At 63.8% G+C, this 25,581-nt stretch carries 25 protein-coding genes and 1 pseudogene; 17 read left to right on the top strand and 9 right to left on the bottom strand.

Going from position 1 to position 25,581, the window contains the following annotated elements; translation table 11 throughout:
- Positions 1 to 35: 35 nt before the first annotated feature.
- The 3 genes and pseudogenes from efp to HMPREF0291_RS07645 all read left to right on the top strand — a co-directional run bounded on the left by efp (position 36) and on the right by HMPREF0291_RS07645 (position 2,083).
- Positions 36 to 599, top strand: a complete 564-nt coding sequence (gene efp / locus HMPREF0291_RS07635) for an elongation factor P (RefSeq protein WP_005289983.1) — start codon at positions 36 to 38, stop codon at positions 597 to 599.
- Position 600: 1 nt separating this feature from the next.
- Positions 601 to 1,116 (top strand): annotated as a pseudogene (nusB, locus tag HMPREF0291_RS07640) (transcription antitermination factor NusB); the annotation flags it as partial.
- Between the two features lie 118 nt (positions 1,117 to 1,234).
- Positions 1,235 to 2,083 carry a PPK2 family polyphosphate kinase gene (locus HMPREF0291_RS07645; RefSeq protein WP_005289987.1) on the top strand — a complete coding sequence of 283 codons (849 nt, stop codon included), beginning with the start codon at positions 1,235 to 1,237 and terminating at the stop codon, positions 2,081 to 2,083.
- 8 nt (positions 2,084 to 2,091) lie between these two features.
- Here the strand turns inward: HMPREF0291_RS07645 and HMPREF0291_RS07650 are convergent, their stop codons facing one another.
- The 5 genes from HMPREF0291_RS07650 to HMPREF0291_RS07665 are packed head-to-tail and all read right to left on the bottom strand — an operon-like array spanning position 2,092 to position 5,051.
- Positions 2,092 to 2,514, bottom strand: a complete 423-nt coding sequence (locus tag HMPREF0291_RS07650) for a hypothetical protein (RefSeq protein WP_005289989.1) — start codon at positions 2,512 to 2,514, stop codon at positions 2,092 to 2,094.
- Between the two features lie 23 nt (positions 2,515 to 2,537).
- Complete coding sequence (locus HMPREF0291_RS11815) at positions 2,538 to 2,684, bottom strand: hypothetical protein (protein ID WP_005289991.1); 147 nt, start codon at positions 2,682 to 2,684, stop codon at positions 2,538 to 2,540.
- 50 nt (positions 2,685 to 2,734) lie between these two features.
- Complete coding sequence (locus HMPREF0291_RS07655) at positions 2,735 to 3,226, bottom strand: hypothetical protein (protein WP_050748810.1); 492 nt, start codon at positions 3,224 to 3,226, stop codon at positions 2,735 to 2,737.
- A 2-nt stretch (positions 3,227 to 3,228) separates the two neighbouring features.
- Positions 3,229 to 3,717: a YbjN domain-containing protein gene (locus tag HMPREF0291_RS07660; protein ID WP_005289995.1), complete on the bottom strand. Its 489-nt coding sequence runs from the start codon at positions 3,715 to 3,717 to the stop codon at positions 3,229 to 3,231.
- Positions 3,714 to 5,051 carry a TIGR01777 family oxidoreductase gene (locus tag HMPREF0291_RS07665; protein WP_005289997.1) on the bottom strand — a complete coding sequence of 446 codons (1,338 nt, stop codon included), beginning with the start codon at positions 5,049 to 5,051 and terminating at the stop codon, positions 3,714 to 3,716. The genes HMPREF0291_RS07660 and HMPREF0291_RS07665 overlap by 4 nt, the downstream gene beginning before the upstream one ends.
- A gap of 128 nt (positions 5,052 to 5,179) precedes the next feature.
- Between HMPREF0291_RS07665 and pyrR the strand changes: the two genes are divergently transcribed.
- The 9 genes from pyrR (at position 5,180) to rpoZ (ending at position 14,795) form a co-directional block, all read left to right on the top strand.
- The gene (gene pyrR, locus HMPREF0291_RS07670; RefSeq protein WP_005289999.1) at positions 5,180 to 5,728 is read left to right on the top strand and encodes a bifunctional pyr operon transcriptional regulator/uracil phosphoribosyltransferase PyrR; all 549 of its coding nucleotides are present in this window, start codon (positions 5,180 to 5,182) and stop codon (positions 5,726 to 5,728) included.
- Positions 5,728 to 6,669 (top strand): aspartate carbamoyltransferase catalytic subunit, encoded by a 942-nt coding sequence (locus HMPREF0291_RS07675; protein ID WP_040424427.1) that lies wholly within the window; start codon positions 5,728 to 5,730, stop codon positions 6,667 to 6,669. Before pyrR ends, HMPREF0291_RS07675 begins: the two co-directional genes overlap by 1 nt.
- Positions 6,670 to 7,935, top strand: a complete 1,266-nt coding sequence (locus HMPREF0291_RS07680) for a dihydroorotase (RefSeq protein WP_005290003.1) — start codon at positions 6,670 to 6,672, stop codon at positions 7,933 to 7,935. It abuts the gene before it with no gap.
- 31 nt (positions 7,936 to 7,966) lie between these two features.
- Positions 7,967 to 9,154, top strand: a complete 1,188-nt coding sequence (gene carA, locus HMPREF0291_RS07685) for a glutamine-hydrolyzing carbamoyl-phosphate synthase small subunit (RefSeq protein WP_005290004.1) — start codon at positions 7,967 to 7,969, stop codon at positions 9,152 to 9,154.
- Positions 9,155 to 12,523, top strand: a complete 3,369-nt coding sequence (carB, locus tag HMPREF0291_RS07690; RefSeq protein WP_005290006.1) for a carbamoyl-phosphate synthase large subunit — start codon at positions 9,155 to 9,157, stop codon at positions 12,521 to 12,523.
- Positions 12,523 to 13,335: an orotidine-5'-phosphate decarboxylase gene (pyrF, locus tag HMPREF0291_RS07695; RefSeq protein WP_005290008.1), complete on the top strand. Its 813-nt coding sequence runs from the start codon at positions 12,523 to 12,525 to the stop codon at positions 13,333 to 13,335. The genes carB and pyrF overlap by 1 nt, the downstream gene beginning before the upstream one ends.
- 239 nt (positions 13,336 to 13,574) lie before the next feature.
- Positions 13,575 to 13,895, top strand: a complete 321-nt coding sequence (mihF, locus tag HMPREF0291_RS07700) for an integration host factor, actinobacterial type (protein WP_005290010.1) — start codon at positions 13,575 to 13,577, stop codon at positions 13,893 to 13,895.
- Between the two features lie 10 nt (positions 13,896 to 13,905).
- Entirely contained in the window at positions 13,906 to 14,496 is a 591-nt protein-coding gene (gene gmk, locus HMPREF0291_RS07705) for a guanylate kinase (RefSeq protein ID WP_040423680.1), read from the top strand.
- 8 nt (positions 14,497 to 14,504) lie between these two features.
- Complete coding sequence (gene rpoZ, locus HMPREF0291_RS07710) at positions 14,505 to 14,795, top strand: DNA-directed RNA polymerase subunit omega (protein WP_005290014.1); 291 nt, start codon at positions 14,505 to 14,507, stop codon at positions 14,793 to 14,795.
- 132 nt (positions 14,796 to 14,927) lie between these two features.
- Here rpoZ and HMPREF0291_RS07715 read toward each other — a convergent pair whose 3' ends face one another.
- Positions 14,928 to 16,064, bottom strand: a complete 1,137-nt coding sequence (locus HMPREF0291_RS07715) for an HNH endonuclease signature motif containing protein (RefSeq protein WP_005290016.1) — start codon at positions 16,062 to 16,064, stop codon at positions 14,928 to 14,930.
- Positions 16,065 to 16,482: 418 nt separating this feature from the next.
- On the opposite strand from HMPREF0291_RS07715, the gene HMPREF0291_RS07720 reads away from it, so the two are divergent.
- From HMPREF0291_RS07720 to metK, 4 genes are all read left to right on the top strand, one after another.
- Complete coding sequence (locus tag HMPREF0291_RS07720; protein WP_005290018.1) at positions 16,483 to 17,100, top strand: DUF3558 family protein; 618 nt, start codon at positions 16,483 to 16,485, stop codon at positions 17,098 to 17,100.
- 293 nt (positions 17,101 to 17,393) lie between these two features.
- Positions 17,394 to 18,869 carry a hypothetical protein gene (locus HMPREF0291_RS11820; protein WP_040423683.1) on the top strand — a complete coding sequence of 492 codons (1,476 nt, stop codon included), beginning with the start codon at positions 17,394 to 17,396 and terminating at the stop codon, positions 18,867 to 18,869.
- Positions 18,870 to 18,964: 95 nt separating this feature from the next.
- Entirely contained in the window at positions 18,965 to 20,203 is a 1,239-nt protein-coding gene (coaBC, locus tag HMPREF0291_RS07730) for a bifunctional phosphopantothenoylcysteine decarboxylase/phosphopantothenate--cysteine ligase CoaBC (protein WP_005290022.1), read from the top strand.
- A gap of 25 nt (positions 20,204 to 20,228) precedes the next feature.
- Positions 20,229 to 21,437 (top strand): methionine adenosyltransferase, encoded by a 1,209-nt coding sequence (metK, locus tag HMPREF0291_RS07735; RefSeq protein WP_005290024.1) that lies wholly within the window; start codon positions 20,229 to 20,231, stop codon positions 21,435 to 21,437.
- Here the strand turns inward: metK and HMPREF0291_RS07740 are convergent.
- Genes HMPREF0291_RS07740 through HMPREF0291_RS07750 form a run of 3 tightly spaced genes read right to left on the bottom strand, consistent with a single transcriptional unit; the run spans position 21,434 to position 23,469 of the window.
- Positions 21,434 to 22,294 carry a hypothetical protein gene (locus HMPREF0291_RS07740; RefSeq protein ID WP_005290026.1) on the bottom strand — a complete coding sequence of 287 codons (861 nt, stop codon included), beginning with the start codon at positions 22,292 to 22,294 and terminating at the stop codon, positions 21,434 to 21,436. The two genes, metK and HMPREF0291_RS07740, sit on opposite strands and share 4 nt — an antisense overlap.
- 3 nt (positions 22,295 to 22,297) lie before the next feature.
- Positions 22,298 to 22,639: a hypothetical protein gene (locus HMPREF0291_RS07745; RefSeq protein ID WP_005290027.1), complete on the bottom strand. Its 342-nt coding sequence runs from the start codon at positions 22,637 to 22,639 to the stop codon at positions 22,298 to 22,300.
- Positions 22,640 to 22,683: 44 nt separating this feature from the next.
- Positions 22,684 to 23,469 carry a polysaccharide deacetylase family protein gene (locus HMPREF0291_RS07750; RefSeq protein ID WP_198002192.1) on the bottom strand — a complete coding sequence of 262 codons (786 nt, stop codon included), beginning with the start codon at positions 23,467 to 23,469 and terminating at the stop codon, positions 22,684 to 22,686.
- A gap of 142 nt (positions 23,470 to 23,611) precedes the next feature.
- Between HMPREF0291_RS07750 and HMPREF0291_RS07755 the strand changes: the two genes are divergently transcribed.
- Positions 23,612 to 25,576 carry a primosomal protein N' gene (locus HMPREF0291_RS07755; protein ID WP_040423685.1) on the top strand — a complete coding sequence of 655 codons (1,965 nt, stop codon included), beginning with the start codon at positions 23,612 to 23,614 and terminating at the stop codon, positions 25,574 to 25,576.
- The last annotated feature ends 5 nt before the right edge of the window (positions 25,577 to 25,581 follow it).

Genomic DNA, 25,581 nt, shown 5'->3' on the forward strand with positions numbered 1-25,581 from the left:
GCATGTTTTGACGGCCCCCACAAGGAGGATTTCACGTGGCAACTACCGCCGACTTCAAGAACGGCCTTGTCCTCAACGTTGATGGCAAGCTCCAGCAGATCATCGAGTTCCAGCACGTCAAGCCGGGCAAGGGCCCCGCATTCGTGCGCACGAAGCTCAAAGATGTGGTCACGGGCAAGACCGTGGACAAGACCTGGAACGCCGGCGTCAAGGTGGAGACCGCGACTGTGGACCGCCGCGACATGACCTACCTGTACAACGACGGCCAGAACTACGTGGTCATGGACGACAAGACCTACGAGCAGTACGAGCTGCCCGAGGACAAGTTCGGCGACGCCGCCCGCTTCCTGCTGGAGAACATGCGTGTGCAGGTCTCCTTCCACGAGGGTGAGGCACTGTTCGCCGAGCTGCCGATCTCTGTCGACCTGGGCATCCAGCACACCGACCCGGGCCTGCAGGGCGACCGCTCCACCGGTGGCACCAAGCCGGCCACGCTGGAGACCGGCGCTGAGATCCAGGTTCCGCTGTTCCTGGAGACCGGCAACGTGGTCAAAGTGGACACCCGCACTGGCGAGTACCTCTCCCGCGTGAACAACTAAGATGCCTGACTACAAACGTCACGGCGCCCGTTACCGTGCGCGCCGCCGCGCTGTAGACATCCTCTTCGAGGCAGAGACCCGCGACGTCGACCCAGTGGCGATCGTGGAGGACCGCGCCGCTCTGGCCGGCGATCCCACGAACGCCGTCGCGCCTGTGGCTGACTACACCCGCGAGATCATCGCGGGTGCGGCCGCCGCCTTGGACGAGATCGACAACGCGATCGAGCGCTTCCTGTCCGACAACTGGGAGCTCAACCGGATCCCCGCCGTCGACCGCGCCATCCTGCGCGTGGCTACCTGGGAGATTCTCTACAACGACGAGGTCGAGCCGCCGATTTCCATTGCTAACGCCATGGAAATGTCCACCGAGTACGCCGGCGATAACGCATCACCGTACATCCACGCCGTGCTCGACGACATCATTCAGGCACACGCGTCGAATGCGCCCGAGATCGCTCAAGCAACAGACGAGTTCGGCCAGTTCACCGACACCGCCGAGGCCGCAGCGGTCACGGAAAACACCGACCTGGCTGGGACGTCGCTTATCGACGCCAATGCTGTCGAGCCAGCTGTGCCCTCCGAGGTGGAAGAGCCTTCCACCCCCGCCGAGACATCGAAGGAGCAGCAGCCCACCGATGGCCAAAGTAACGATTGAGGAGGCAGAGTCCCTCCGCGTTGGGCCTGACTTCGAGATTGCCTCCGTCGATCCGGCATCCACGCCGGGGCTTTCCGACGGCAATGTCGACGGCGCCTACTCCGACTTCGACGAAGAAATCGCCGAACTGCAGGAGTGCCTCTACGCCAACGGCCGCGCCGGCAACGAGAACGCCGGCTCGGTCTTGCTCGTCCTCCAGGGCATGGACACGTCCGGTAAGGGCGGCATTGTCCGCAACGTCGTCGGCGACGTGATGGACCCGCAGGGTGTGCACATCAAGGCCTTCGGTAAGCCGACGGAAGAAGAGCGCAAGCACGATTTCTTGTGGCGCATCCGCCCACACCTGCCGGAGCCGGGCGTGGTGTCTGTCTTCGATCGTTCCCACTACGAAGACGTCTTGGTTCAGCGCGTGAAGAACATGGCCCCGCCGGAGGAGATCGAACGGCGCTACGAGGCAATCGTCGACTTTGAGAACGAAGCCGCTGCGAACGGCACCAAGATCATCAAGGTCATGCCGCACATCTCCAAGGACTTCCAGAAGGAGAACCTGCGCAAGCGTCTCGAGCGCGAGGACAAGCACTGGAAGTACAACCCCGGCGACATCGACGACCGTCGGCTGTGGGACGAGTACCAGAAGGCCTACGAGATCGCGATGACGCGTACCTCCACCGACGTTGCCCCGTGGTACTGCATCCCGTCCGACGACAAAGATTACTGCCGCACCGTGGTCAAAACTCTGCTGGCACGCGCATTGCGCGAGCTCGACTTGTCCTGGCCGGAACCGGACTTCGATGTCGAGACCGAACTGACGCGCCTCGAAGAGTCTTAAAGACCGCGTCACCGGGGCGTGATGTGCCTGGCGATGTCAGAAACGCGCTCGGAATCCGGGTGGTCATGGAGCAGCCGGAGATAGTCGCGCAGTTCACGCTCATTGTCAGCGGTCCGGCACTCCGGGTGAGCGTTCCAGAACCGGACGAGCGTCTCCGCGGCGTTGTCCACGGCGTCCGGCAAGTGCACGATCGGGTGCAGATATTCTTCGACGAGAGAAAACACCCAGCCCATCGGCGCGTGCGAGGGGAGTACGTCGACGACGTACTGAATGAACTGATGATACTCGGAGGCGTTGTCGCTCTTCCACTCGTAAGCGAGCCCCGTCCAGCAACTGGGTGGACACGCGGACAGCTCGTCCATCGCGCTGTCGGCGTCAAGCGCATAGAAAGCTCCTATGACCTCGAAGAAGTCAAGATCGTGCAGCGCCATGTGTCTTCAGGGGGGCTACAGCGCTAAAAACTGCGCGTGGTGGTCACGGACGTGGAGGTGGAGGTCGGTGTCGACTCATCAACGGTCGCGAAGAGCACACCGAAGCCAATCACGAACGCTAATCCGCCATTACGGCCGTCGTGGGGTGGCTGGTTCCACTGATTCGACATGCTGCACTCCTCCCGCGATCAGGTTCAGCGTACATGACCGCCGCTCAGTGCTACTGCTCGAGTTCAGAATCTCCGCTGCTGCGCTCGGTTTCGGCTTGCTCTACTTCGGCCTGCGCTGCCTCGATCTGCTCGGAGAGGACAACCATCGCGTTGTGCGCGCTGACCACCTTGTCTACCGCGTCTGTGACAGTTGCGCGCAGTTGCGGATCGTTCATGCCCGCTGCGCAATGCACTTCGGACTCGGTGCGCACGATGAGATTCTCGGAGCGGTTGCCGACAATCGCACGCGCGCCCACCAACGTCGAATTGACCTCGTTGGCAGCCAGGTACAGCGTCGCTTCCGGCGTGTCGGCGGGGGTATCGGTGGCGGAGTCAGCCCGGGCGATGAAGACGGAGTCCAGCAGCACGATCATGATTTGCAGGTCCTCGTGCAGCCCCTGGGCAACGCGGCCGGTGGAGTCTGCCTCTACACCGATGCCCGCTTGAGCAGCGGCGTCCACAATACGGTCAATAGTGACAGTCGAAACGTTGTTGTCGCTCACGGTTACTCCTCCCATGTCACAGCGGTCGGGAATGATTCAGCCAAGAAGTCGAAGGCCTGCAACGTCGCGTCGATCGAGGTGACCACGAAGGACCCGAGCTGGTTGTCGGAAAGCCCCTGGGAGACCTCCAGCGAGCGGATGCCGGTAATGACCAGTGTGTTCTCCTCGCTCTGGAAGAAACGCAGCGTCGGCGCGAAACGCGTCTGGTTGTACTCGTTCACAGCGAAGAGCAGCGACGAGGCATCCATCGGGGTGAACTCGCCGCGCCACACGGACTCGAACACCAGCCGGCCGTCGTCGAAGGCGAACACCATCGCGGCGTTGACGAAGCCAGTACGCAGCACCGTACGGGTTGGTTCGCCGGGGCCAGCGTCAGCTTCTTCGATGCGGTACTCGAGGTTTTCAGCGTCGAGCACAGCCGCAATGTCGTTCACCGTGACATCGCGGGGCGTATCGACGTCTCCGTCTTCACCATTAGTTGGTCGTGTCACAGCAGTTCCTCCTTGCCGAGTTCGTGGTCGAGTGCTTCCTGCAGGGTGGGGTAGCGGAAGTGGTGGCCGAGCTCATTCAATTTTGCCGGCTCAACGCGCTGGTCGGCCAGCGCGAGCTCGCGGGCGCCTTCTTCACCCAGGAGCACCTTTGGGCCGAGCGAGGGGATGCCCATCAGCTCGGGGCGGTTGAGTGTCAAGGTCAGCGCCTTCGACATCTCGGCGTTCGTCACCGGGTTCGGGGCGGTGGCGTTGACGGGGCCGGAGAGCTGATCGTCGAAAAGCGCGCGGATGTAGATGTCCGTCAGGTCGTCGATGGCAACCCACGACATCCAGAAGTCGCCGTCGCCGAAGCGCGCCGACAGGGCAGTCGACGCGGAGAAGCGCAGCACCGGCAGCAGTCCGCCTTCACCGGACAGGACGAGCCCGGTGCGAATGTTCACGGTGCGCACCCCGGCGTCGCGGGCGTAGTCGGTGGCACCTTCCCACTCAGCAACGACCTCGGCGAGGAAGCCGTCTCCCTGGCCGTCAGCTTCGGTGTGGACGCGGTCGCCGGCGTTGGTGCCGTAGAAGCCGACGGCTGAGGCGGATACGAACGTCTCCACCCCGGCGTCCGCTGCAGCTTGGGCCAGCTTGCGCGTCGGGCCGATGCGCGAGGAATAAATCTTCGACTTATGGGTGTCGGTGAACCGGCCCATGATGGACTCGCCGGCGAGGTGGATGACGGCATCGATGCCGCTGAAAAGCGATGCGTCAGGGTTCTCCATGTCCCAGTGGCGCTGGCCCTCCTCTGCGTCGCCGCGCACAAGCTGGACGACGGTGTGGCCGGCGGTCGTCAGCTGCGCACTCAAGGCGGAACCGACGAGCCCGCGCGAGCCGGTCATCGCGATCGTCTTCGGAGCGACATCGGCAATCTGCTCGAGCCGGTCTTGGAACGCGAGGTCTTCGACGAGCTGGCGTTGGCGGTAGGCGAAGGCCGCCTTGAGCATGGCCTCCGGCACGCGCGTGTCCACGGTGTCGGTGATGCGGGTGCCGCTGTCTGCCTGCTCGAAGATGTGGGTGTGCTTCCATTGGGTCGCCTGTTTGACGGGGGTGTTCTCTGCCACGTCGACGAACTGGGAGCCCTCGATGTATTCCTCGGCAACGTGTTGCGCGATCCATTTCTGGCCGGCAGGCAGCTTGAGCACAGTGGTGCCGTCGCGCAGCGATTCAGCGCCGGAGACAACGCTCATCGGCAGAAAAGGCGGGGTCAGGCGCTGCACGGCGCCCGGGCGGGTGTGCCACTCCCAGACGCGCTCAAGCGGCGCGGGCACGAGGTGGGTGGTGGTGATCGACATTGGGAACCTGCTTTACGCGTTTGAGTGATAATCTTGCGGGTGTCGTTCAAAAGCTGGTTTCCAGCTTAGACACGCACACAGAAACGCATCCTTTAAATTCCGCACAGAGAGGCGGGGAAGGAGGTTCGATGAGTGCCACACAGTTGCTTGACGCCAACGACGTGTCGCGCACGATTGCACGCATCGCGCATCAAATCATCGAGAAAACAGCGCTTGATGCACCCGACGCACCGTCGGTTGTTTTGCTGGGGATTCCGTCGGGGGGAGTGCCGCTGGCAAAGCGCATCTCCGCGGCGATCGCAGAGTTCGCCGGGGTCACCGTCCCGGTTGGCAGTTTAGATGTCACGCTGTACCGCGACGATCTGCGGGCACGTCCGCACCGCGCGCTGTTGCCCACCGACATTCCGGTCGACATCAACGACGCGATCGTGGTGCTTATCGACGATGTCTTGTACTCCGGCCGCACCATCCGCGCCGCCCTCGATGCCATTGCGGATATCGGGCGACCGCAGGTCATTCAGCTGGCGGTGCTTGTTGACCGCGGACACCGCGAGCTGCCGATCCGCGCGGATTACGTGGGCAAGAACATTCCCACCTCGCGCAGTGAGGATGTCGAAGTCACCCTCACGCCGATCGACGACTCCGACGGCGTCACCTTGATCAAGGACGGTGAATGATGAAGCACCTGATCAGCATCGCGGACTTGTCCCGCGAAGAAATCATCGGCCTGATGGATGAGGCGGACCGGTTCCGCGAAGCCCTCGACGGCCGCGAGATGAAGAAGTTGCCGACGCTGCGCGGGCGGACGGTGTTCACGCTGTTCTACGAGAACTCCACGCGCACACGCTCGTCTTTTGAGACAGCGGGCAAATGGATGAGCGCCGATGTCATCAACGTCTCTGCCTCTAGCTCGTCGGTGAAAAAGGGCGAGTCACTCAAGGACACCGCCCTGACCATCGAGGCGGTCGGCGCGGATGCGATCATCATGCGGCACCCGGCCTCCGGCGCGCCTAATCTGCTGCGCCAGTGGGTGCCGGATGCGAGCATCATCAACGCCGGTGACGGCCAACACCAGCACCCCACCCAGGCGCTTCTCGACGCTGTGACGATGCGCCAACACATCGGCGACCTAGAGGGCAAGAAAGTCCTCATCGTCGGCGACTGCCTGCACTCGCGCGTGGTGCGGTCGAACGTGGACTTGCTGTCGGCGCTTGGCGCGACGGTTGTGCTGGTCGCCCCGCCGCCACTCATGCCGGCCGGTGTGGAGACCTGGCCGTGCAAGGTGTGCTACGACTTCGATGCCGAGTTGGAGGGCGGTGCTGACGGGGTCGCGCCCGATGTGGTGATGATGCTGCGCGTTCAGGCGGAGCGCATGCTCGGCGGGTTCTTCCCGTCCCACCGCGAATACGCAACTTTATACGGGTTGTCGGAGGCTCGCGCTGACAAACTGGGCAGCGACGCGCTGATCATGCACCCCGGCCCGATGCTGCGCGGCATGGAGATCAACTTCGCCGTCGCCGACCGCCCCAACGCGGTGGTTCTGAACCAGGTGACCAACGGCGTGTACACCCGCATGGCGGTCCTATTCACCTTGCTGGCGAGCGGAGAGGAGATCTAGATGACCACGCTTGCGATCAACAACGTCCGCCCTTACGGCGAGGACACGACCAACATCCTCATCCGCGACGGTGTCATCGCGGAGATGGGGGATTCCCGCTTTGACGCCGCCGACACGATCGACGCTGATGGCCACGTGCTGCTGCCGGGGCTCGTCGATATGCACGTGCACCTGCGTGAGCCCGGCCGCGAGGACACCGAGACCATCGCTACCGGCTCCGATGCCGCCGCCAAGGGCGGTTTCACCGCCGTGTTCACCATGGCGAACACTCAGCCGGTCATTGACCAGCCTTTCCTCGCCGAAGCGGTATGGGAGAAGGGCCAAGCCTACGGTAAGTGCGATGTCTACCCGGTTGGCTCCATCACGCAGGGCCTGGAGGGCAAACAGCTCACCGAGATCGGGTTGCTCGCTCGCAACCACGTCCGCATGTTTTCTGACGACGGCCGCTGCGTCAACGACCCGCAACTAATGCGCCGCGCGATCGAGTACGCCAAGGCTCACGACGTCGTGCTGGCACAGCACGCTGAGGACCACCGGATGACCGAGGGCGCCAGTGCACACGAAGGCGCCAACGCCGCCCGCCTCGGCCTGCGCGGTTGGCCGCGTGTGGCCGAAGAGTCCATTGTCGCACGCGATCTCATCATGACCCGCGACTACGGCGGCCGCTACCACATCTGCCACGCCTCCACCGAGGGCACCGTGGCGCTGCTGCGCTGGGCCAAAGAGCAGGGGATCGAGGCCACCGCCGAGGTCACACCGCACCACCTGCTGCTCACCGACGCCAAGCTGGAAACCTACGACGGCCTCTTCCGCGTCAATCCGCCGCTGCGCGAAGACCGCGACACCATCGCGCTGCGCGACGCGCTTCTCGACGGCACCATCGACGTCATCGCCACCGACCACGCCCCCCACGGCTCCGAAGACAAATGCGTGGAATTCGAGCACGCGAAGCCGGGGATGCTCGGGCTGGAGACGTCGTTAAGCATTGTGGCGCAAGTATTTGTCGAGTCGGGCCTGGCTGACTGGCGCTTTGTGGCGCGCGTCATGAGCGAGCGGCCCGCCGAAATTCTCGGCCTATCCGACCAGGGCCGCCCCATCGCGGTGGGGGAGCCGGCGAACTTGACGCTCGTCGACCCGGACGCCGGATGGACCGCGCACGGCGCGGACATGGCCTCCAAGGCGAACAACACCCCGTACGAGAACATGAACTTCAACGCCTGCGTGAGCGCCACCATCCTCCGCGGTCGCCCGACATTCCAGCGCTAACCAGCACTCAAGAGACAAAAGGAGCACTACCATGAGCACCACCCGCATCCCGGCCGTGCTGGTCCTTGCCGACGGAAAGACCTTCCCCGGTTTCGCCTTCGGTGCCAGCGACGCCGCAAACCCGGTCTTCGGCGAAGCCGTGTTCACCACGGCCATGACCGGCTACCAAGAGACCATGACCGACCCGTCCTACCACCGCCAGATTGTCGTGGCAGCGGCCCCGCAGATCGGCAACACCGGCTGGAACGACGAGGACAACGAATCCCACGACAACCGGATCTGGGTCGCCGGCTTGGTCATCCGTGACCTGTCGCGCACCGTGAGCAACTGGCGCGCGCAACGCAGCCTCGACGACGAGATGAAGTCCCAGAACATCCCCGGCATCTACGGTGTGGATACCCGCACACTGGTGCGCCACCTGCGCAACTACGGCTCGATTGCTGCTGGGATCTTCGTTGGTGAGGAGGCAGGTGAGTCCGTCGATAAGCTTGTCGCGCGCGTGAACGAGCAACCATCGATGGAAGGCGCCGACCTCGCCGGCGAAGTTTCCACCGACGGGACCTATGTCATCCCAGCGGAGGGGGAGAAGCGCTTCACAGTTGTCGCCTATGACATGGGAATTAAGACCGCCACGCCGCGGCATTTCGCGCAGCGCGGGATCGAGACTGTAGTCGTGCCGGCCAACACGCCGGTCGACGAGGTACTTGGCCACAACCCCGACGGCGTGTTCATTTCCAACGGCCCGGGCGACCCGGCAACTGCCGACACGATGGTCGACGTCACGCGCGGCGTCATCGAGAAAGGCATTCCACTGTTCGGCATCTGCTTCGGCAACCAGATCCTCGGCCGCGCGCTGGGACTGGAGACCTACAAGCTCAAATTCGGCCACCGGGGTGTGAACATCCCGGTGAAAAACCACGTCACCGGCAAGATCGACATCACCTCGCAGAACCACGGCTTTGCCTTGCAGATGCCGGACGGATTCACAGCAGACGATGTCAAGGACAGCCGCACCTTCGACACTGACTTCGGCCCTGCCGTGGTCACCCACACCTGCTTGAACGACGATGTCGTCGAAGGTGTCGCCCTGGAAACCGGCATGGCCTACTCCGTGCAGTACCACCCCGAGTCCGCAGCCGGGCCGCACGACGCAAACCCGCTTTTTGACCAGTTCATCGGCCTGATGGAGAACCACTCGGCCAATGGGAAGGATGCTTAAATGAAACGCGAAGACATCAACCACGTCCTGGTCATCGGCTCCGGTCCGATCGTCATCGGCCAAGCCTGCGAATTCGACTACTCCGGCACCCAGGCTTGCCGCGTGCTCAAAGAAGAAGGCCTGCGCGTCACCCTGATCAACTCCAACCCGGCGACGATCATGACCGACCCGGAGTTCGCCGACCACACCTACGTCGAGCCGATCACGCCGGAGTACATCGACATGATCCTCGCCCGTGAGGCGGAGCAGGGCAACCCCGTCGACGCGATTCTCGCGACTCTCGGTGGACAAACGGCGCTCAACGCCGCGATTCAACTGGACCGCCAGGGCATCCTGGACAAGCACGGCGTGGAGCTCATCGGTGCCAACATCGATGCGATCGAACGCGGCGAAGACCGCCAGATGTTCAAGGACATCGTGGAGAAGATCGGCGGCGAGTCCGCCCGCTCCCGTGTCTGCTTCAACATGGACGAGGTCCGCGACACTGTCGCTGAGCTGGGTCTACCCGTCGTCGTCCGCCCGTCGTTCACCATGGGCGGCCTCGGCTCTGGCCTGGCGTTCACCATGGAGGACCTCGAGCGCATCGCCGGCGACGGGTTGGAAGCATCCCCGGAAGCGAACGTCTTGATCGAGGAGTCCATCCTTGGCTGGAAAGAATTCGAGCTGGAGCTCATGCGCGACGGCGATGACAACGTTGTGGTCATCGCGTCGATCGAGAACGTCGACGCGCTCGGCGTGCACACCGGCGACTCTGTCACCGTCGCTCCCGCGTTGACCTTGACCGACCGCGAGTACCAGACGATGCGCGACCAAGGCATCGCGATCATCCGCGAAGTCGGCGTGGATACCGGCGGCTGCAACATCCAGTTCGCGGTCAACCCGGTCGACGGTCGCATCATCACCATCGAAATGAACCCGCGCGTGTCCCGTTCCTCGGCATTGGCGTCGAAGGCGACCGGTTTCCCGATTGCGAAGATCGCCTCCAAGCTCGCCATCGGCTACACGCTCGACGAGATCACCAATGACATCACCGGCGTCACCCCGGCCGCGTTCGAGCCGGCGCTCGACTACGTGATCGTGAAGATGCCGCGTTTCGCCTTCGAGAAATTCCCCGGCGCCGACGACACGCTAGGCACCTCCATGAAGGCAGTCGGCGAGGCCATGGGCATCGGCCGCAACTACATCCAGGGCCTGAACAAAGTCATGCGCTCCATGGAGGACAAACCGAACGGTTTCTGGACGCGCCCGGATGCTTACTTCGCCGAAGGCCGCGAAAACGACCTCGCTGCGGTGCTCGATGACCTGCGCGTGCCCACCGATAAGCGCCTTTATGACGCAGAACTCGCGCTGCGGCTTGGCGCCTCCATCGACCAGGTTAACGAAGCGTCCAGCATCGACCCGTGGTTCCTCGCCGAGCTCAAGGCGCTCGTCGACTTCCGCCAGACGCTCATCGACGCCCCCGTGCTCGATGCCGAGCTGCTGCGCGAAGCCAAGGTCTATGGGCTATCTGATGCCCAGATCGCAGCCCTGCGTCCCGAGCTGGCCGGCGAAGACGGCGTGCGCTCCCTGCGCTGGTCGCTGGGCATTCGTCCGGTGTACAAGACTGTCGACACCTGCGCCGGCGAGTTCGAGGCCCAGACGCCGTACCTGTACTCCGCTTACGAGTATGACCCGAACGCTGAGTCCGAAGTCTCGTCTTCTGGCGCGAGCGCTGGCGACAGTTCCCGCGAGAAGGTGATCATCCTGGGCTCCGGCCCGAACCGCATTGGTCAGGGCATTGAGTTCGACTATTCCTGCGTTCACGCCGCACTTGAGCTCTCGCGCGTCGGCTACGAGACGGTCATGGTCAATTGCAACCCGGAGACCGTGTCCACGGACTATGACACCGCCGACCGCCTCTACTTCGAACCGCTGACCTTCGAAGACGTCATGGAGATCTACCGCGCGGAGCAGGAAAGCGGCACTGTCGCTGGCATGATTGTTCAGCTCGGTGGCCAGACCCCGCTCGGCCTCGCCCAGAAGCTTGCCGACGCTGGCGTCCCGGTCGTGGGCACTACCCCCGAAGCCATCAACCTGGCCGAAGACCGTGGAGAATTCGGCAAGGTGCTCGAGGCCGGCAAGCTGCCCGCCCCGGCCTTCGGCACCGCGACCTCCTTCGAGGAGGCGCGTACGGTGGCTAGGTCGATCGGTTACCCGGTGCTGGTTCGCCCGTCCTACGTGCTCGGCGGCCGCGGCATGGAAATCGTGTACGACGAGGCCAGCCTGGAGGACTACATCAACCGTGCCACTGAGCTGACCCCGGATCACCCGGTGCTGGTGGACCGCTTCCTGGAGGGCGCGATCGAGATCGACGTCGACGTACTGTCCGACGGCACCGACATTTACCTCGGCGGCGTCATGGAGCACATTGAGGAAGCCGGCATTCACTCCGGCGACTCCGCCTGCGCGCTGCCGCCGATGACGATCGGCCCGGAGGACATTGAGAAGGTCCGCCGCTCCGCCGTCGCACTCGCCGAAGGCATCGGTGTCAAGGGTCTGATGAATGTGCAGTTCGCTCTGAAGGACGACATTCTCTACGTGATTGAGGCCAACCCGCGTGCGTCGCGCACGGTCCCGTTCGTCTCCAAGGCGACCGGCGTGCACATGGCGAAGGCTGCCTCGCGCATCATGATGGGCTCCACCATCGCTGAGCTTATCGACGAAGGTCTGCTTCCCCGCACCTACGACGGCGGGTCCTTGCCACTCGAGCACCCGATCGCAGTCAAGGAAGCAGTCTTGCCGTTCACCCGATTCCGCAGCCCAGAGGGCAAGGTCATGGACACCACCCTTGGCCCGGAGATGAAGTCCACCGGTGAGGTCATGGGCCTGGCACCCAGCTTCGGTGTGGCCTACGCCAAGGCCGAGGCGGCTGCTTTCGGCGCGCTGCCGAAGGAGGGCACAGTGTTTGTGTCGGTGGCCAACCGCGACAAGCGTGCGGTGATCTTCCCCATCCAGCGCCTGTTCACGATGGGCTTCCGGATCGTGGCCACCGGCGGTACCGCCCAGATGCTGCGCCGCAACGGGATTGACTGCGAGACCGCGCTGAAGGCCTCCGAGGTGCGTGACGGTGCCGACGGCAAGTCGATCGTCGACCGGATTTACGACGGTGAGATCGACATGATCCTCAACACCCCTGCCGGCTCCGGCAGCGCCCGCCAAGACGGCTACGAGATTCGCGCGGCTGCTGTCACCAGCAACGTGCCGCTGATGACAAACGTGCAGGGCATCGTCGCTGCGGTCCAGGGCATCGAAGCTCTGCGCGCCAACGAGATCACCGTGACCAGCCTGCAAGAACTCGAGCACACCCCCGCAACTACGGAGGCGAAGTAGTGGTGCGTGCGCCTTTTGGTGAGCGGCTCGCCGCCGCAGGCGACGACTTCGGTCGGCTCTGCGTCGGCATCGACCCGCACGAGTCGCTCCTGCGTGACTGGGGCTTGAGCTGCGACGTCGACGGCCTGCGAGAGTTCTCCCGCCGGTGCGTGGACGCCTTCGTCGGCCACGTCGCGTTGATCAAGCCGCAAGTCGCCTTTTTCGAGCACTTCGGCGCGGCGGGGTTCGCGGTGCTGGAGGAGACGTTGGAGCAGATCCGCGAAAGCGAGAGCTTGAGCTGCGCCGACGCGAAACGCGGCGACATTGGCTCGACGATGGAAGGTTACGCCTACGCCTGGCTCGACGACCGCTCGCCGCTGCGGGCCGACGCGGTAACGCTCACCCCGTACCTCGGCGTCGGATCGCTCGAACCAGCGATTGAGATGGCGGGGCGTGAAGGCCGGGGCGTGTTCATCATGGCGGCGAACTCGAATCCGGAAGCCGAAGCTCTGCAGTCGCAAACGCTGTCCGGCACCGGCACGACGCTCGCGCAGACCATGGTCGATGAGTGCGCCGACTACAACCGCGGTATGCGCATCGGGCACGTCGGGGTGGTGGTGGGTGCGACCGTCGCAAAGCCTCCCGTGCTTGACGGACTCAATGCTCCCGTGCTCATGCCCGGCGTCGGCGCGCAGGGCGCAACGCTTGACGACGTCACCCGCATCGCCGGCGATAACCTGGCCTTTCCCAACGTTTCCCGCTCGGTTCTCAGCGCCGGACCCGATACTTCTGAACTGCGAAAACGTGCGAAAGCGCTGGTGGGACGCGCGTAGTGGTGACCCTAGTTAACAGCTCAACTAAAACTGCTGGTAGGTTATAGGCGTTGACGCGGCCACATGCGCTGACATGGCAAAATGCAGTCGTGTCGATCGCGTCAGAAAATTCCCAGTGATACACTTGCCCGAAGTCGGCGGATTGCAGCGATGTAATTCGATGCGTCGGCGTTGGACAGGATCATCCCTGGTCCGTTTTCACCAGACCCAACAGACCCCAATAGACATGGAGGAACCCAGTGGCCCTTCCCGAACTGACCCCGGAACAGCGCCAGGAAGCACTCGCTAAGGCTGCCGAGGCACGCAAGCAGCGCGCCGAGCTCAAGGCATCCCTCAAGCGCGGCGACACCGACCTCAAGCAAGTCCTGGACAAGGCTGAGTCCGACGAGATCATCGGCAAGACCAAGGTCTCCGCACTCCTCGAGGCAATGCCGAAGGTGGGCAAGGTCAAGGCTCGCGAGATCATGGAGGAGCTCGAGATCGCCCAGACCCGCCGTCTGCGCGGCCTCGGTGACCGTCAGCGCCGCGCTCTGCTCGAGCGCTTCGGCTTCGACGCTTAAGGCACAATCCGTGACAAACGTGAACGGGAAGGGCCGGCTGGTAGTTTTGGCTGGCCCTTCCGCCGTTGGTAAGTCAACCATCGTGCGGCGGCTGCGCGAGGCTGTCGAGGACCTGTACTTCTCCGTCTCCATGACCACCCGCGACCCGCGGCCTGGGGAAGTGGACGGCAAGGACTACTTCTTTGTCACTCGGGAGGCATTCCAGAACCGCATCGACTCCGGCGAGATGCTCGAGTGGGCTGAGATTCACGGCGGCCTGCAACGTTCCGGCACTCCGGCGCAGCCCGTGCGCGAGGCGCTGGCAGCTGGCCGGCCGGTTCTCGTCGAAGTCGACCTGGAAGGTGCCCGCAACATCAAGGCGATCATGCCTGAGGCAGTGACCGTCTTCCTGGCGCCCCCGTCCTGGGAGGTGCTTGTGGAGCGTCTTACCGGCCGCGCCACCGAGTCCGATGACGTCATTGCGCGTCGACTTGAAACGGCCCGCGCCGAGCTCGCCGCCCAAGACGAGTTCGACGACGTCATTATCAACAACGACCTGGATGACGCGGTCCAAGAGATCAATGATATTCTCTTGAGCGTCCGCCGTCCGAACAACGAATAGGTGTGAGCATGACCAACGACCTAGCTAACGCAGATGTCAACGAGCACGTATACGACGCGCCCGAAGGCATCACCGCCCCGCCTATCGACGAACTGCTGACCAAGGTCTCCTCCAAGTACGCCCTGGTGATCTTTGCCGCTAAGCGCGCCCGCCAGATCAACAGCTACTACCAGGAGCAGGACGAGGGCGTGTTCGAATTCATCGGCCCGCTGGTCACCCCGCAGCAGGGTGAGAAGCCGCTGTCCATCGCTCTCCGCGAGATCGAAGCAGGCTTGCTGGAGCACGAAGAGGGCCAGTAAGAACCCACGCTCTATGGCGCGAGCTCATCGACGAACAACGTCGAAGCCCGCGCCTTTCACTATTTCAGCTATTTTTGGGCGCGCCGAATTGCACGGTGGCCGCCGCGCGGTCCGGGTCATACGGAATGGTGTTTAACTAGCCATCGCCTGGCCGGCTCGCGCTTTCGGCGTTGGCGAGTCGCCGAAGAGCGTCGTCATCGCACCGTACGGGTGGCGTTTGTTCGCCCGCGGGTGACCGGTCGGGGAGACCCAGGTGGGGCGCCCGTTATTGATGGCGATGCGGCCGCGTTTGTAAATGTGCTCGTCATCGTCGTTCATGCGATTGTGGTAGCTGCACAAAACGGTGAGGTTGTCCATGTTGGTCGGCCCGCCGTTCTTCCACGGGTCAACATGGTGGACCTCGCAGTGCTCAGCCGGCATGCGGCAGTCCGGGCTCGCGCAGATCGGTTGCGTCGCCTTGGCCAACGTGCGTTGCTTCGGGCTGGCGAAACGACGGCTGCGGTAGAGGTTGACTGGACCCTCCGTAGGGTGGAACAACGCGACTTCGAGGCCGTGCACGCCGTTGGCGAAGTAGGAGGCCAGGAAATCGGCGCCGGTGATCGTGGTGCCGTCGGTCAGCCCAAGCACGACCTCATCCCCTTCACCTGCGATGATGCGTGACAGCTCAGGGGCTGGCACGAGAATCAACGGTCGGGGCGCTGCGTGAGGAACACCCGCACCGCTGCGCATGAGCTCCTCGAAGGCGGCGGCCATCTGGGGCCCGGCGGGGTGATCGGCGTCGATATCTGCTCTCAGCGCGGCTTCGAGGTCGGCCATGACGTGCTCGCATGCGGTGATGACCGCGGTGCGTAGTCCGTTGCACGACGTGCTGACGCGGACGGACTTGTTCGGGCTCGGCTTTCTGGCTGGGACGATGCTTTTGGCGAGGCTGCGCAGCGCTTGGCACGTCGTCACGCTTGTCGACGCTTTAAGCAACCGCCCCCTGAACTCCCCGCGCTGCGCGTCCGACTCCAGATGGCTGATGCTGCGTTCAATCACGGCGAGCATGTCAAGGCTAATTGCAGCCTCGCGGGCCGCCGAAGCGGCGTCACGTTGATCACGGGCCGCTTGAGTCGAGCGCGTGGGCCCGAAGTACGCACTGTGGACGAGTTGCCATTCGCCAACGCGCGCGGGGGACAAGCCCGCAGCGAGCGCGGCAGACCGGTCGAAGCCCGACAAGGCGTCTAACGGTGCCTCTGCCACAGCTTGTATTAGCGAAGTGAAGTTCATGTTTCTCAGGCTAACGACGCCTCAAGACCCGGTAAAGCGTGCGTTGCGCACTACAGTGTGCAACGCAAACGGTGTTAGGGATCGCAGGTTGCAGCTTCCTTCTACGCCCGGAAAGTGCATCTAGCCAGCGTAAATGTCGAATCAAGACGCTGGTTACCCTAATTTGGGGGTGCCGCCGATTTTGTTTGTTTTGATGAGTTTTCCGTTATGCGACACGCGTTCCCACCTGCCATTAGCTGATGGTTGCCTGAGCAATCAAATTCGTATGCAGAGCGCTTCCGGTCGCGCATCCTGCGGCACCGGATAAGATCATTTTCACCACCAAGGTTAGGTCTAGGGGTCTGAACACCGAGGTGGTAGCTAGCCAGAGTCAGCACTAACCGACGATGATCCGCCGCGCTGGGAAAGGACGGGGGAAATGAGAGATCGGGGGTTCTCCATCGTCATTGGGGTTATGTTGGCGCTAACTCTAGCTGGCTGCGGTTTGGAAGTTCAGAACTTGGGCATACCAGCCCAGGGAGACAACCAGACCGAGGGCGGTTTACCGGCCACAGGGGAACCGGAAGTGGAACGCCCAGCGTTCCACTTCCGGAGCGGAACTCTTGAGCTAGGGGACTTCGTTTACGAAGATATCAAAGACAACCTCTTTGACCCCTGCCAAGAGATCTCCGCTGAAGAATTTGCACAAATCGGATTCAAATCAACGGGGCAAAGCCGCTACTTGATCCACAACGGTGGTTGGGGTTGCGCACTAGAAGGGGGCGATCCAAACCTTATCTACTTGGTCGCAACCGCATCTTCAACGAAGGATGAAATTGTCGCAGGTGCGGAACGGGTATCAGTCGACATGTCTGATGTCGTAGACGACGCTGTCACGTACCGCGGATTCGACGACGAGGAAGAGTCTTGTATCGCAGCCGTAGATACCGTACGGGGGCAATTCTCGGTTCTAGCAGGACGGTTTGAAGGCTCGGTCACTTTTGAGGAGCTTTGCAATGAGGCAGTGACCGTTCTCGATCACTTATACGAGATCTAGATGGATCTACAGGGGGAGGAATCATGAATGTTGTTGTTGATGTAGCCTCGATCGAGTCAGCAGCCGAAACATTGAAAAATGCGAGCCGATCATTGGCTAAAGATACGAGGTTTTCGTCTTTCGGAGGAGCGGCAGCATATTCGCAGGTTTCGGGACTTGATCATGCTGGTTCGATGCACAACGCAATCAGTTCCGTCAGTGAGCCGGAGGCTACTAAGGCTTTGGCTGAGCTCCTTAAAAACGCTGCGGACATATTGCGGTTCAACTCGGCTGCGTTTCGAAACATGGACTTAATGAACGCCACTGCGTTCGACCAGGTCGATGGCGGTGCAGCGCGTGCGCGCACGGAGGAGAAGATCGATTCGCTCACCGTTGCTAAGCCGACTACGAGCCTGTTCGCGGCTTTGAACCCTTTTGCTGGACGTCCCTTCAGTCTGGAGACCCTTTTTGGCCAGCTCATCGCGACGGATGTTGGTTCGATGACGGGTATCTCGGAGAACTGGCTCGGTACAGCCACATCCGTCGGGGACGCTGTGGCCGCTATTCCGCAGGCGCTCAGTCTGCTGGCATCGTCGTCGGAGACTCCCGCAATCCAGCGTGCCATGTCTCATCTCAGTTCGGTGGAAATCGCCGGCACCGCGTATTCGGCCAAGGCGGGGATATTGGCTTCGCATACTGCAGACCTTGTTCTTGTGACGGAATCCAATTCACTTCAAACGGCGTCGGCGTTAGCGGTGATGAGGGCGTCAGGGAGTCCAGGCCTGGCAAAGGCGTTCGAAGAGACGTTTCTTGAAACATTCTCCCCGAAACTGACGGCCGAATTGGTGCCGGTAACCCCCAGCTTTACGCAACTGCTCTTGCCTTTGGATTCTCCAAGCGGTGGCGGTTCCGGGGTGACGGCGCCGGACGTTCAGGCCGGTCGTGCTTTCGAGTCGATTCCGCTGCCCAAGGTGATGCAGGACGCGTTTGCGGACGCCGGTTACGGTGAACTTGCCCGTGCTACAACGCCAGCCGAGGTCATCTCTCAAGTCGGCCGCCCCAACCCCGACATGTTGCAATCTATCGCTGCCGGTGCGACTCCGACCCAGGCGGCGAGTGCGGCAGCGCCTTCACTTCCGCCTCTGCCGGCGGGCGCTGGGGCTTCTTTGCCGGGTAGCTTGTCGGCACCAGTCGGTGGCGCAATGACTGGTGGCGGGCCTGGCTTGGCAGTGGCACCGATGGGGAATCCGGGCCGTGCTGGCGGCGGGCCAGCGGGTGCCGCGTCAGGCTTTGGTGGCGTGCCGTTCGCTGGCGCGGGGGCCGGCACAGGAGCAGGCGCTGGCGGAGCCCGGGGGACAGGTGGACTCGGCCGCATGGGCGCTGGCGGCTTCGGCACTGGCGGCTTTGGAGCCGGAGCAGGCGCAGGCGGGCTTGGTGCCGGATCGGGCTCCGGTGCGGGAGGCCTGGGAGCAGGTGCTGGTGCCGGAGCGGGAGGTCTTGGCCCCGGTGTGGGCGCTGGACCGGGCGCAGGAGCAGGTGCGGGTGCTGGCGGCGCGGGGTCGAACACCTTCATTGGCGGTCAGGGCAACCAAGCAGCACGTGGTGGTGCTGCGGGTGTGCCGGGGGCCTACGGCGGTGGAGCCAACCGCGGCCGGAAGGGCAAGAAGGGCCGGGTGCAGGCGGTCACGTCTGCTGTCGAGCGCGAAGGCAACCTTAAGGCGCTGCTCGGCGAGGCACCCGAAGTGGTGCCGGGTGTGATCGGCGCGTGGGTGCGCGAACCGCGCAGATAGCCGCGACCGGGCTGCGGCCAGGCGGATAGCTGCAGCCGGGCAGTGCCAGAGGAGCGACCAGATTATGGCCGCTACTGCAGGTAAGCTCGGACCCCATGAGCGACCAGTCTGCAGAGATGACGCCCGAGCACATGCCCCTCAATGTCGTCGTTGGTGTTGCCGGAGGCATTGCGGCCTATAAGGCGTGCCACCTCGTCCGCGAGTTCACCGAAGCGGGGCATAGCGTGCGCGTCGTGCCTACCCCGGCCGCACTGAACTTCGTCGGCGCCGCTACGTTCGAGGCTCTTTCGGGCAACCCGGTGGATACAGGCGTGTTCGCGAAGGTGGATAAGGTCCAGCACGTCCGCGTGGGCAAGGAGGCAGACCTCATTGTCATCGCCCCGGCGACAGCGGACACCATCGCGCGCATCGCGGCAGGCAGGGCGGATGATCTGTTGACGGCAACTGTGCTCGTCGCCACGTGTCCGGTGGTGCTCGCCCCGGCAATGCACACGGAGATGTGGGAGAACCCGGCTACGCGCGACAACGTTGCAACGCTGCGCCGCCGCGGCGTGATCGTGCTCGAACCTGCCCACGGCCGGCTGACGGGCACGGACACTGGTGCGGGTCGCATGTTGGAGGCGGAGCAGATTGCGGAGATGGCGCGCACCGTCGTCAAGCGGGGGCGGTTTGAGCGCTCGCTGGAGGGCAAGAAGGTCGTCATCAGCGCCGGCGGGACGCAGGAGAATATTGATCCCGTGCGCTTCATCGGCAACCGGTCGTCGGGGCGTCAGGGGTTTGCGCTCGCGGACATCGCTGTACACCGTGGGGCGGACGTCACGATCGTCGCCGGTGCCACGGATGAGCTGTTCACCCCACCGGGCGCAAACATTGTCAGGGTGCGCTCCACCCGCGACATGGAACAGGCGGTCAATGACGCGGCGGAAGGCGCGGACATCATCATCATGGCCGCCGCCGTCGCCGATTACCGCCCGGAAGAAGAGGCGACCAGCAAGCTGAAGAAGGGCCAGGCGGACGACTCGCTCAGCACCGTGAAATTGGTGGAGAACCCGGACATTTTGAAGGGGCTCGTCGACAAGCACGTGCCTGCGACGATCGTGGGATTCGCGGCGGAGACGGACACCCCGCTCGAGCACGGCAAAGCGAAACTCGCGCGCAAGGGCGCGGACATGCTCATGGTCAACGACGTCAGCGGCGGCAAGGTGTTCGGCGAGAAGCGCAACAGCGGCTGGCTGCTGGCGAAGGACGGCGGTGTCGAAGAGATCGCTGACGGCACAAAGCACGAGGTGGCGGCCGGTATCTGGGACGCGATTGAGAAGCTGTTGCCCAATTAGACCGCTTGGTCTATTGTTGGGCACCATGACATTCCACCGCCTTTTCACCAGCGAGTCCGTGACTGAAGGCCACGCGGACAAGATTTGTGACGCCATTTCTGACACCATCCTCGACGACATGCTCGCCCAGGACCCGCATTCGCGTGTGGCGGTGGAAACGCTCGTGACCACCGGCCAGGTGCACGTGGTGGGCGAGGTGACCACCCAGGCCTACTCGAACATTGCGAAGCTGGTGCGCGACAAACTCGTAGAGATCGGATTCACCTCTTCGGAGGTCGGATTCGACGGTCGCACCTGCGGCGTCAACATTGCGATCGGTGACCAGTCCACGGAGATTTCCGACGGCGTGACAGATTCGCTCGAAGTCCGCTCCAACGAGTCGACCGAGGCGGAGGACAAGGCCGGTGCCGGCGACCAGGGCCTTATGTTCGGCTACGCCACCGACGAAACGCCCGAGTTCATGCCGCTGCCGATCTCCACGGCCCACCGCCTGTCGCGCCGCCTGACGCAGGTGCGCAAGGACGGTATTGTGCGCGGCTTGCGCCCGGACGGCAAAACGCAGGTCACTTTCGCCTACGACGGTGACACACCCGTCTACCTGGACACTGTGGTCATTTCCACGCAGCACGATCCAGACTTCACGGGCCAGGAGCTTGTCGACGCGCTACGCACCCACGTCCTCGAGCACGTCCTCCGCGAAGCGGGCCTGGAAGACTTCTTAACTGCCGAGACGAAGCTGCTGGTCAACCCGTCGGGATCCTTCGTGCTCGGCGGACCGATGGGGGATGCGGGGCTGACCGGCCGCAAGATCATCGTGGACACCTACGGCGGCATGGCTCGCCACGGCGGCGGCGCGTTTTCCGGCAAGGACCCGTCAAAGGTGGACCGTTCTGCGGCGTATGCGATGCGCTGGGTGGCCAAGAACATTGTCGCGGCAGGCCTGGCTAAGCGCGTCGAGGTCCAGGTCGCGTACGCGATTGGCCGGGCGACGCCGGTGGGTCTCTATGTGGAGACCTTCGGCACCGCTGCCGACGGACAGACCAGTGAGTCTATTCAGCAGGCCGTGGAAAAGGTCTTCGACCTGCGCCCCGCAGCGATCATCCGCGAGCTCGACCTGCTGCGCCCGATCTACGCGCCGACGGCGGCGTATGGCCACTTCGGCCGCACCGACGTGGACTTCCCGTGGGAGGCGCTGGACAAGGTCGACGACCTGAAGGCCGCCGCAGGAATCTAGTCGCGCGGTTCGCGTTCGTCGCGGGTTTCGCCCCATTGCCGCTTCTGCGCCTCCGATTTCCGGTGGTTGCGCAGCGCGACAATGCCCACCACGATGCCGACGACGATCGGCAGCCAAATATTGCTGTGCTCGATGACCACTTTCACCCATTCGGGCAGCTCCGGCAGGTCCGGTATATCCAGCGAGAGGTCGAAGGTCGGCAGGTTCATCTGCGGCAGGTTCGGCACCGGCAGATCCATCTGCGGCGGCGAGGGCAGGGTGATGTCTGGTATCTCCCAGTCAGGAAGCAGCCGCGCCAGCAGCGGCCCGAGCAGCAGGATCAGCAGAGCCCAGCCACCTTTGCCCAGCCCCTCGAGGATAGGGATTGCGGTGCGCTTCAGGTCGCTCGACTCCATCGCTTGACGACGTTTCTCACCCCGACTCCCCGGCGGCGGATCGAACTCCACAACTGTGTCGCCCTCGCGGAAGTCGATCTGGAGGATCTCCCTGAAGGGGCTCACGACGACCTTCAGGTTGGGTTTGCTGCGGTCGACACCGAGGGTCGCCATGGGGCGCAGTTCGTCTGGCGCGCCTTGCGAGGGAGCGCGGACGAACAGGTGAAAGCGGTCGGATTCGAGTTGCTCGAAGCGGTGTTGGGGGCGGCCGTCGACAAGCACTTCGACGCGGGTGCGCGGATTGCGGAACCTCGACTGGGCGCGTTCGACAAGCGACGAGTCTGCGCTGAGCTGCGTGCCGCCGCTCTTTTCGTCGTCACTGCTGCTGGGCCAATCGGAGTGGATGTCCCGGAACTCCCGGTCGAAACCGGCGCGGACCTCAATGAGGCCGTATTCGGGGTGGCGCAAACTCCATGTTTCCATGGGTTAAGCCTCCTCGGGGCGCGCAGGCGCCTTTGGTGACAGCGCCGCGCCAATCCCCGCAGCCGCCGCGGTGAGGAGGAAGCACCCGAACGCGTAGATGAAGGTCCCGTCGTTGAAGTAGAGGATCTTGGCGATAGCGAAGCCCGCGCCGGTGAGGAAGGGGAGCGACCACGTGAACCGGTGAGTGTAGCCGTCGATAAGCCCGGCGATGGCGGCGGTGGCGAAGATGAACGCGATGACGAGCGCGACGCTGCCGAGGGGAATGAGCACGAGCGGCCCCACCACGTAGGCGGCAATCACGATGTAGGGGGTCGCTTTAGTCCAGCCAGTTCTCTCTTCGTCCATGGCCTCACACTCTAGGCGCTGCCGGGGGCCGGGCGTGAAGGTGCCTAAGACGCGGGGGTGAATTTGTTGGTGTAGGTCCTGCCGGCTTCCGGCTCGGGAATCATCTCGTCGAGGCTGACAGGGCGCAGGCCTTTCGCGCGCAGCCCGTCAATGATGCACGGGACGGCGTCGACGCTTTCTGTGTGGATGTCGTGCAGCAGAATGATCGAGCCAGGCTGGGATTGATCGACGGCGATATCGCACGACGTTGCTGCGTTGTGATGCTGCCAGTCGTTCGTGTCCACATCCCACATTGCCAGCGAGAGACCGCGGCTGCCGGCGATGGAGGCCACACGGGCGTCCATGTCGCCATAGGGCGGGCGCAGCCAGCGCGGACCCCAGAACACGGCATCCTTGATGTCGGCGTTGGTCACGTCGAGCTCGTTCATAATGCCAGCGTCGGCGAGCGTGGACAGCGGCGGGTGGTTGCGCGAGTGGTTGGCGATGGTGTGCTTGTCGTTGAGCATGCGGCGCAATATGCCGGGTCGTAGTTCGGCACCCGTCCCGATGACAAAGAAGCTGGCCTTGGCATCCATGTCGCGCAGAATGTTGAGCAGCCGGACGGTCTCGTCGGAAGGGCCGTCATCAAACGTGACCGCTACGCAGTCGGAGCAGTCCTCCGACGGGACATCGAGCTTCGGCATGGCCTCGCCGGATGGCTCTGGCACGACGCTCATTGACGGTGTCTGCAGCGTCTCGGTGTCGAGCGTGAGTGCGGGGTCAGCAGAGCTCGGGTCAGCCGCTGCGGGGGCGGCAGGCGCCGCCAGGGGAACTACACAGACGGCAGCCACAAGCACGGAGAATAGAGAGCGTTTCATCATGTTCCGGGGCACAACAGGGTAGAGACAGTCAGCGCGCAACTGAATGCGCACTGCACACAGCTGCATTGAGTATGCGTCGGTGGTGTCCGGGGGTCAAGCTACGATGTGGGGCATGCCTGAGACGCTCGCCACGGACAACCCTGTTGCGCGTGTCTTGCCGCTTCTGGGTTTGCCGCATTTGGACCGGCCGTTTGATTACCTGGTGGCCGAATCAGACTCGGAAGCCGCGCAGCCGGGCGTGCGTGTGCGCATTCGTTTCGCGGGGCGGCTCGTGGACGCGCTGGTGCTCGAGCGCGCCGCCACCAGCGACCACGAGGGGAAACTGCGGTTCATTGAGCGTGTCGTTTCCCCGGAGGTGGTCTACCCAGAGCGCATGCGCTTGCTTATCGACGCATTAGCCGACCGATACGCCGCCACCCGGTCCGACCTCATCCGCACCGCTATCCCGCCGCGCCACACCAAAGCCGAGGAAACGGACACCACCACAGCGTGGGAAGAGCTGGGCGAGGCAGCCGAGCCGGACTTGAGCGCCTGGAGCGCCTACGAGCACGGGGAATCCTTTGTCGATGCCGTCATCGGCGGAACACTCGCGCGGGCGGCCTGGCAAATTGCGCCCGGCGACGATTGGGCTGCCGCACTCGCGGCGCTAGCCACGAAGGTGGCGAAGGACGGCGGGGGAGTCCTCATCGTCGTACCCGACCAGACGGACGTCGACACGGTCGACGTAGCCCTGCGCGAGCTGGTGGGGCCGCGGCAGATCACCACGCTCACGGCCTCACTTGGCCCCCAGGCAAGGTACAGCCGGTTCCTGTCGGTGCTGCATGGGCAGGGCCGGATTGTGGTGGGGACGCGGTCGGCGGGGTTCGCGCCCGTCGAAAAGCTGCAACTCGCCGTCGTGATGTTCGACGGCGACGATTCTCTCGTCGACCCGCGCGCCCCGTACACCCACGCGCGAGAGGTGCTGACTACGCGCTCAGCGATCGAGAAGGCCTCGCTCATCATCGGCGGTCACGCACGCACGGCGGAGACGCAGTTGCTTGTGGAATCCGGGTGGGCGCACGACTTGGTGGCGCCGCGTGCGACGGTGCGGGCTCGGTCGCCGTTCATTCACGCTGCTGGCGACAGCGACTTCGCGTTGGAGAAAGACCCGCGCGCGGCCGCTGCCCGCATCCCGTCTGTCGCGTTCGAGGCCGCACGCAAGGCGCTGGCCGCCGACAAGCCGGTGTTGTTCCAAGTACCGCGCACCGGGTATGTGCAGTCCTTGGCGTGCGGAAATTGCCGCGAACCAGCTCGCTGCCGCGCGTGCAACGGACCGCTGGGCCTGCCCAGTGGCGGGGAAGCCGCCGCGCCGACATGCCGCTGGTGTGGGCGGATGGACTCGTCGTACGTGTGCCCGGTGTGCGGCTCGCACCGCCTGAGGGCCGTCGTGCTGGGAACGCAGCGCACCGCGGAAGAACTCGGCCGCGCCTTCGCACCGGCCAAGGTGATCATGTCCTGGGGAGAGAAGATTCTCAAGGAGGTGCCGGGCGGGCCCGCCATCGTCGTCGCCACGCCGGGGGCAGAACCACGCGCCAGCGGAGGTTATGGTGCCGCTGTCCTGTTAGATACGTGGGCGTTGCTCGGCCGCCCGGACATGCGGGCGAGTGAGGAGGCGTTGGCGAAGTGGATGGGGGCGGCGGGGCTCGTCGATAAGCAAGGCGACGTTGTCGTTGTCGCAGACCCCGCGCTGCCCGTCGTCCAGCACCTCATCCGCTGGGATGCGCCCGGATATGCGGCCCACGAGCTGGAAGCGCGGCGTGAGGTGCGGTTCCCGCCCGCGGTGCACATGGCGGCGGTGGATTCGCCTAGGGAGTCGCTGACGGATTTCCTGGCGCACATCGATTTGCCGCCGCACGCGGAGGTGCTCGGCCCGGTTGACCTTGCTGACGAGACCTATCAACAGCGCGTGCTCATCCGCGCCCCGCTGTCGACGCGCACTGCGCTGGGCAAGGCGCTGCGGGCGGCGAACGTGAACCGTGCCACCCGCAAACAGGAGGTGCCGCTGCGCATCACCGTCAATCCGATGGACATTGGTTAGACTCG

Source organism: Corynebacterium genitalium ATCC 33030 (assembly GCF_000143825.1).
Lineage (GTDB): Bacteria > Actinomycetota > Actinomycetes > Mycobacteriales > Mycobacteriaceae > Corynebacterium > Corynebacterium genitalium.

What these genes read in the sequence shown, in the direction of transcription:
- HMPREF0291_RS07645 (WP_005289987.1), top strand. Translation starts at nt 1,235, where the DNA reads ATGGCCAAAGTAACGATTGAGGAGGCAGAGTCCCTCCGCGTTGGGCCT.
- HMPREF0291_RS07650 (WP_005289989.1), bottom strand. Translation starts at nt 2,514, where the DNA reads ATGGCGCTGCACGATCTTGACTTCTTCGAGGTCATAGGAGCTTTCTAT.
- HMPREF0291_RS11815 (WP_005289991.1), bottom strand. Translation starts at nt 2,684, where the DNA reads ATGTCGAATCAGTGGAACCAGCCACCCCACGACGGCCGTAATGGCGGA.
- HMPREF0291_RS07665 (WP_005289997.1), bottom strand. Translation starts at nt 5,051, where the DNA reads ATGTCGATCACCACCACCCACCTCGTGCCCGCGCCGCTTGAGCGCGTC.
- pyrR (WP_005289999.1), top strand. Translation starts at nt 5,180, where the DNA reads ATGAGTGCCACACAGTTGCTTGACGCCAACGACGTGTCGCGCACGATT.
- HMPREF0291_RS07675 (WP_040424427.1), top strand. Translation starts at nt 5,728, where the DNA reads ATGAAGCACCTGATCAGCATCGCGGACTTGTCCCGCGAAGAAATCATC.
- HMPREF0291_RS07680 (WP_005290003.1), top strand. Translation starts at nt 6,670, where the DNA reads ATGACCACGCTTGCGATCAACAACGTCCGCCCTTACGGCGAGGACACG.
- carA (WP_005290004.1), top strand. Translation starts at nt 7,967, where the DNA reads ATGAGCACCACCCGCATCCCGGCCGTGCTGGTCCTTGCCGACGGAAAG.
- carB (WP_005290006.1), top strand. Translation starts at nt 9,155, where the DNA reads ATGAAACGCGAAGACATCAACCACGTCCTGGTCATCGGCTCCGGTCCG.
- rpoZ (WP_005290014.1), top strand. Translation starts at nt 14,505, where the DNA reads ATGACCAACGACCTAGCTAACGCAGATGTCAACGAGCACGTATACGAC.
- HMPREF0291_RS07715 (WP_005290016.1), bottom strand. Translation starts at nt 16,064, where the DNA reads ATGAACTTCACTTCGCTAATACAAGCTGTGGCAGAGGCACCGTTAGAC.
- HMPREF0291_RS07720 (WP_005290018.1), top strand. Translation starts at nt 16,483, where the DNA reads ATGAGAGATCGGGGGTTCTCCATCGTCATTGGGGTTATGTTGGCGCTA.
- HMPREF0291_RS11820 (WP_040423683.1), top strand. Translation starts at nt 17,394, where the DNA reads ATGAACGCCACTGCGTTCGACCAGGTCGATGGCGGTGCAGCGCGTGCG.
- coaBC (WP_005290022.1), top strand. Translation starts at nt 18,965, where the DNA reads ATGAGCGACCAGTCTGCAGAGATGACGCCCGAGCACATGCCCCTCAAT.
- metK (WP_005290024.1), top strand. Translation starts at nt 20,229, where the DNA reads ATGACATTCCACCGCCTTTTCACCAGCGAGTCCGTGACTGAAGGCCAC.
- HMPREF0291_RS07740 (WP_005290026.1), bottom strand. Translation starts at nt 22,294, where the DNA reads ATGGAAACATGGAGTTTGCGCCACCCCGAATACGGCCTCATTGAGGTC.
- HMPREF0291_RS07745 (WP_005290027.1), bottom strand. Translation starts at nt 22,639, where the DNA reads ATGGACGAAGAGAGAACTGGCTGGACTAAAGCGACCCCCTACATCGTG.
- HMPREF0291_RS07755 (WP_040423685.1), top strand. Translation starts at nt 23,612, where the DNA reads ATGCCTGAGACGCTCGCCACGGACAACCCTGTTGCGCGTGTCTTGCCG.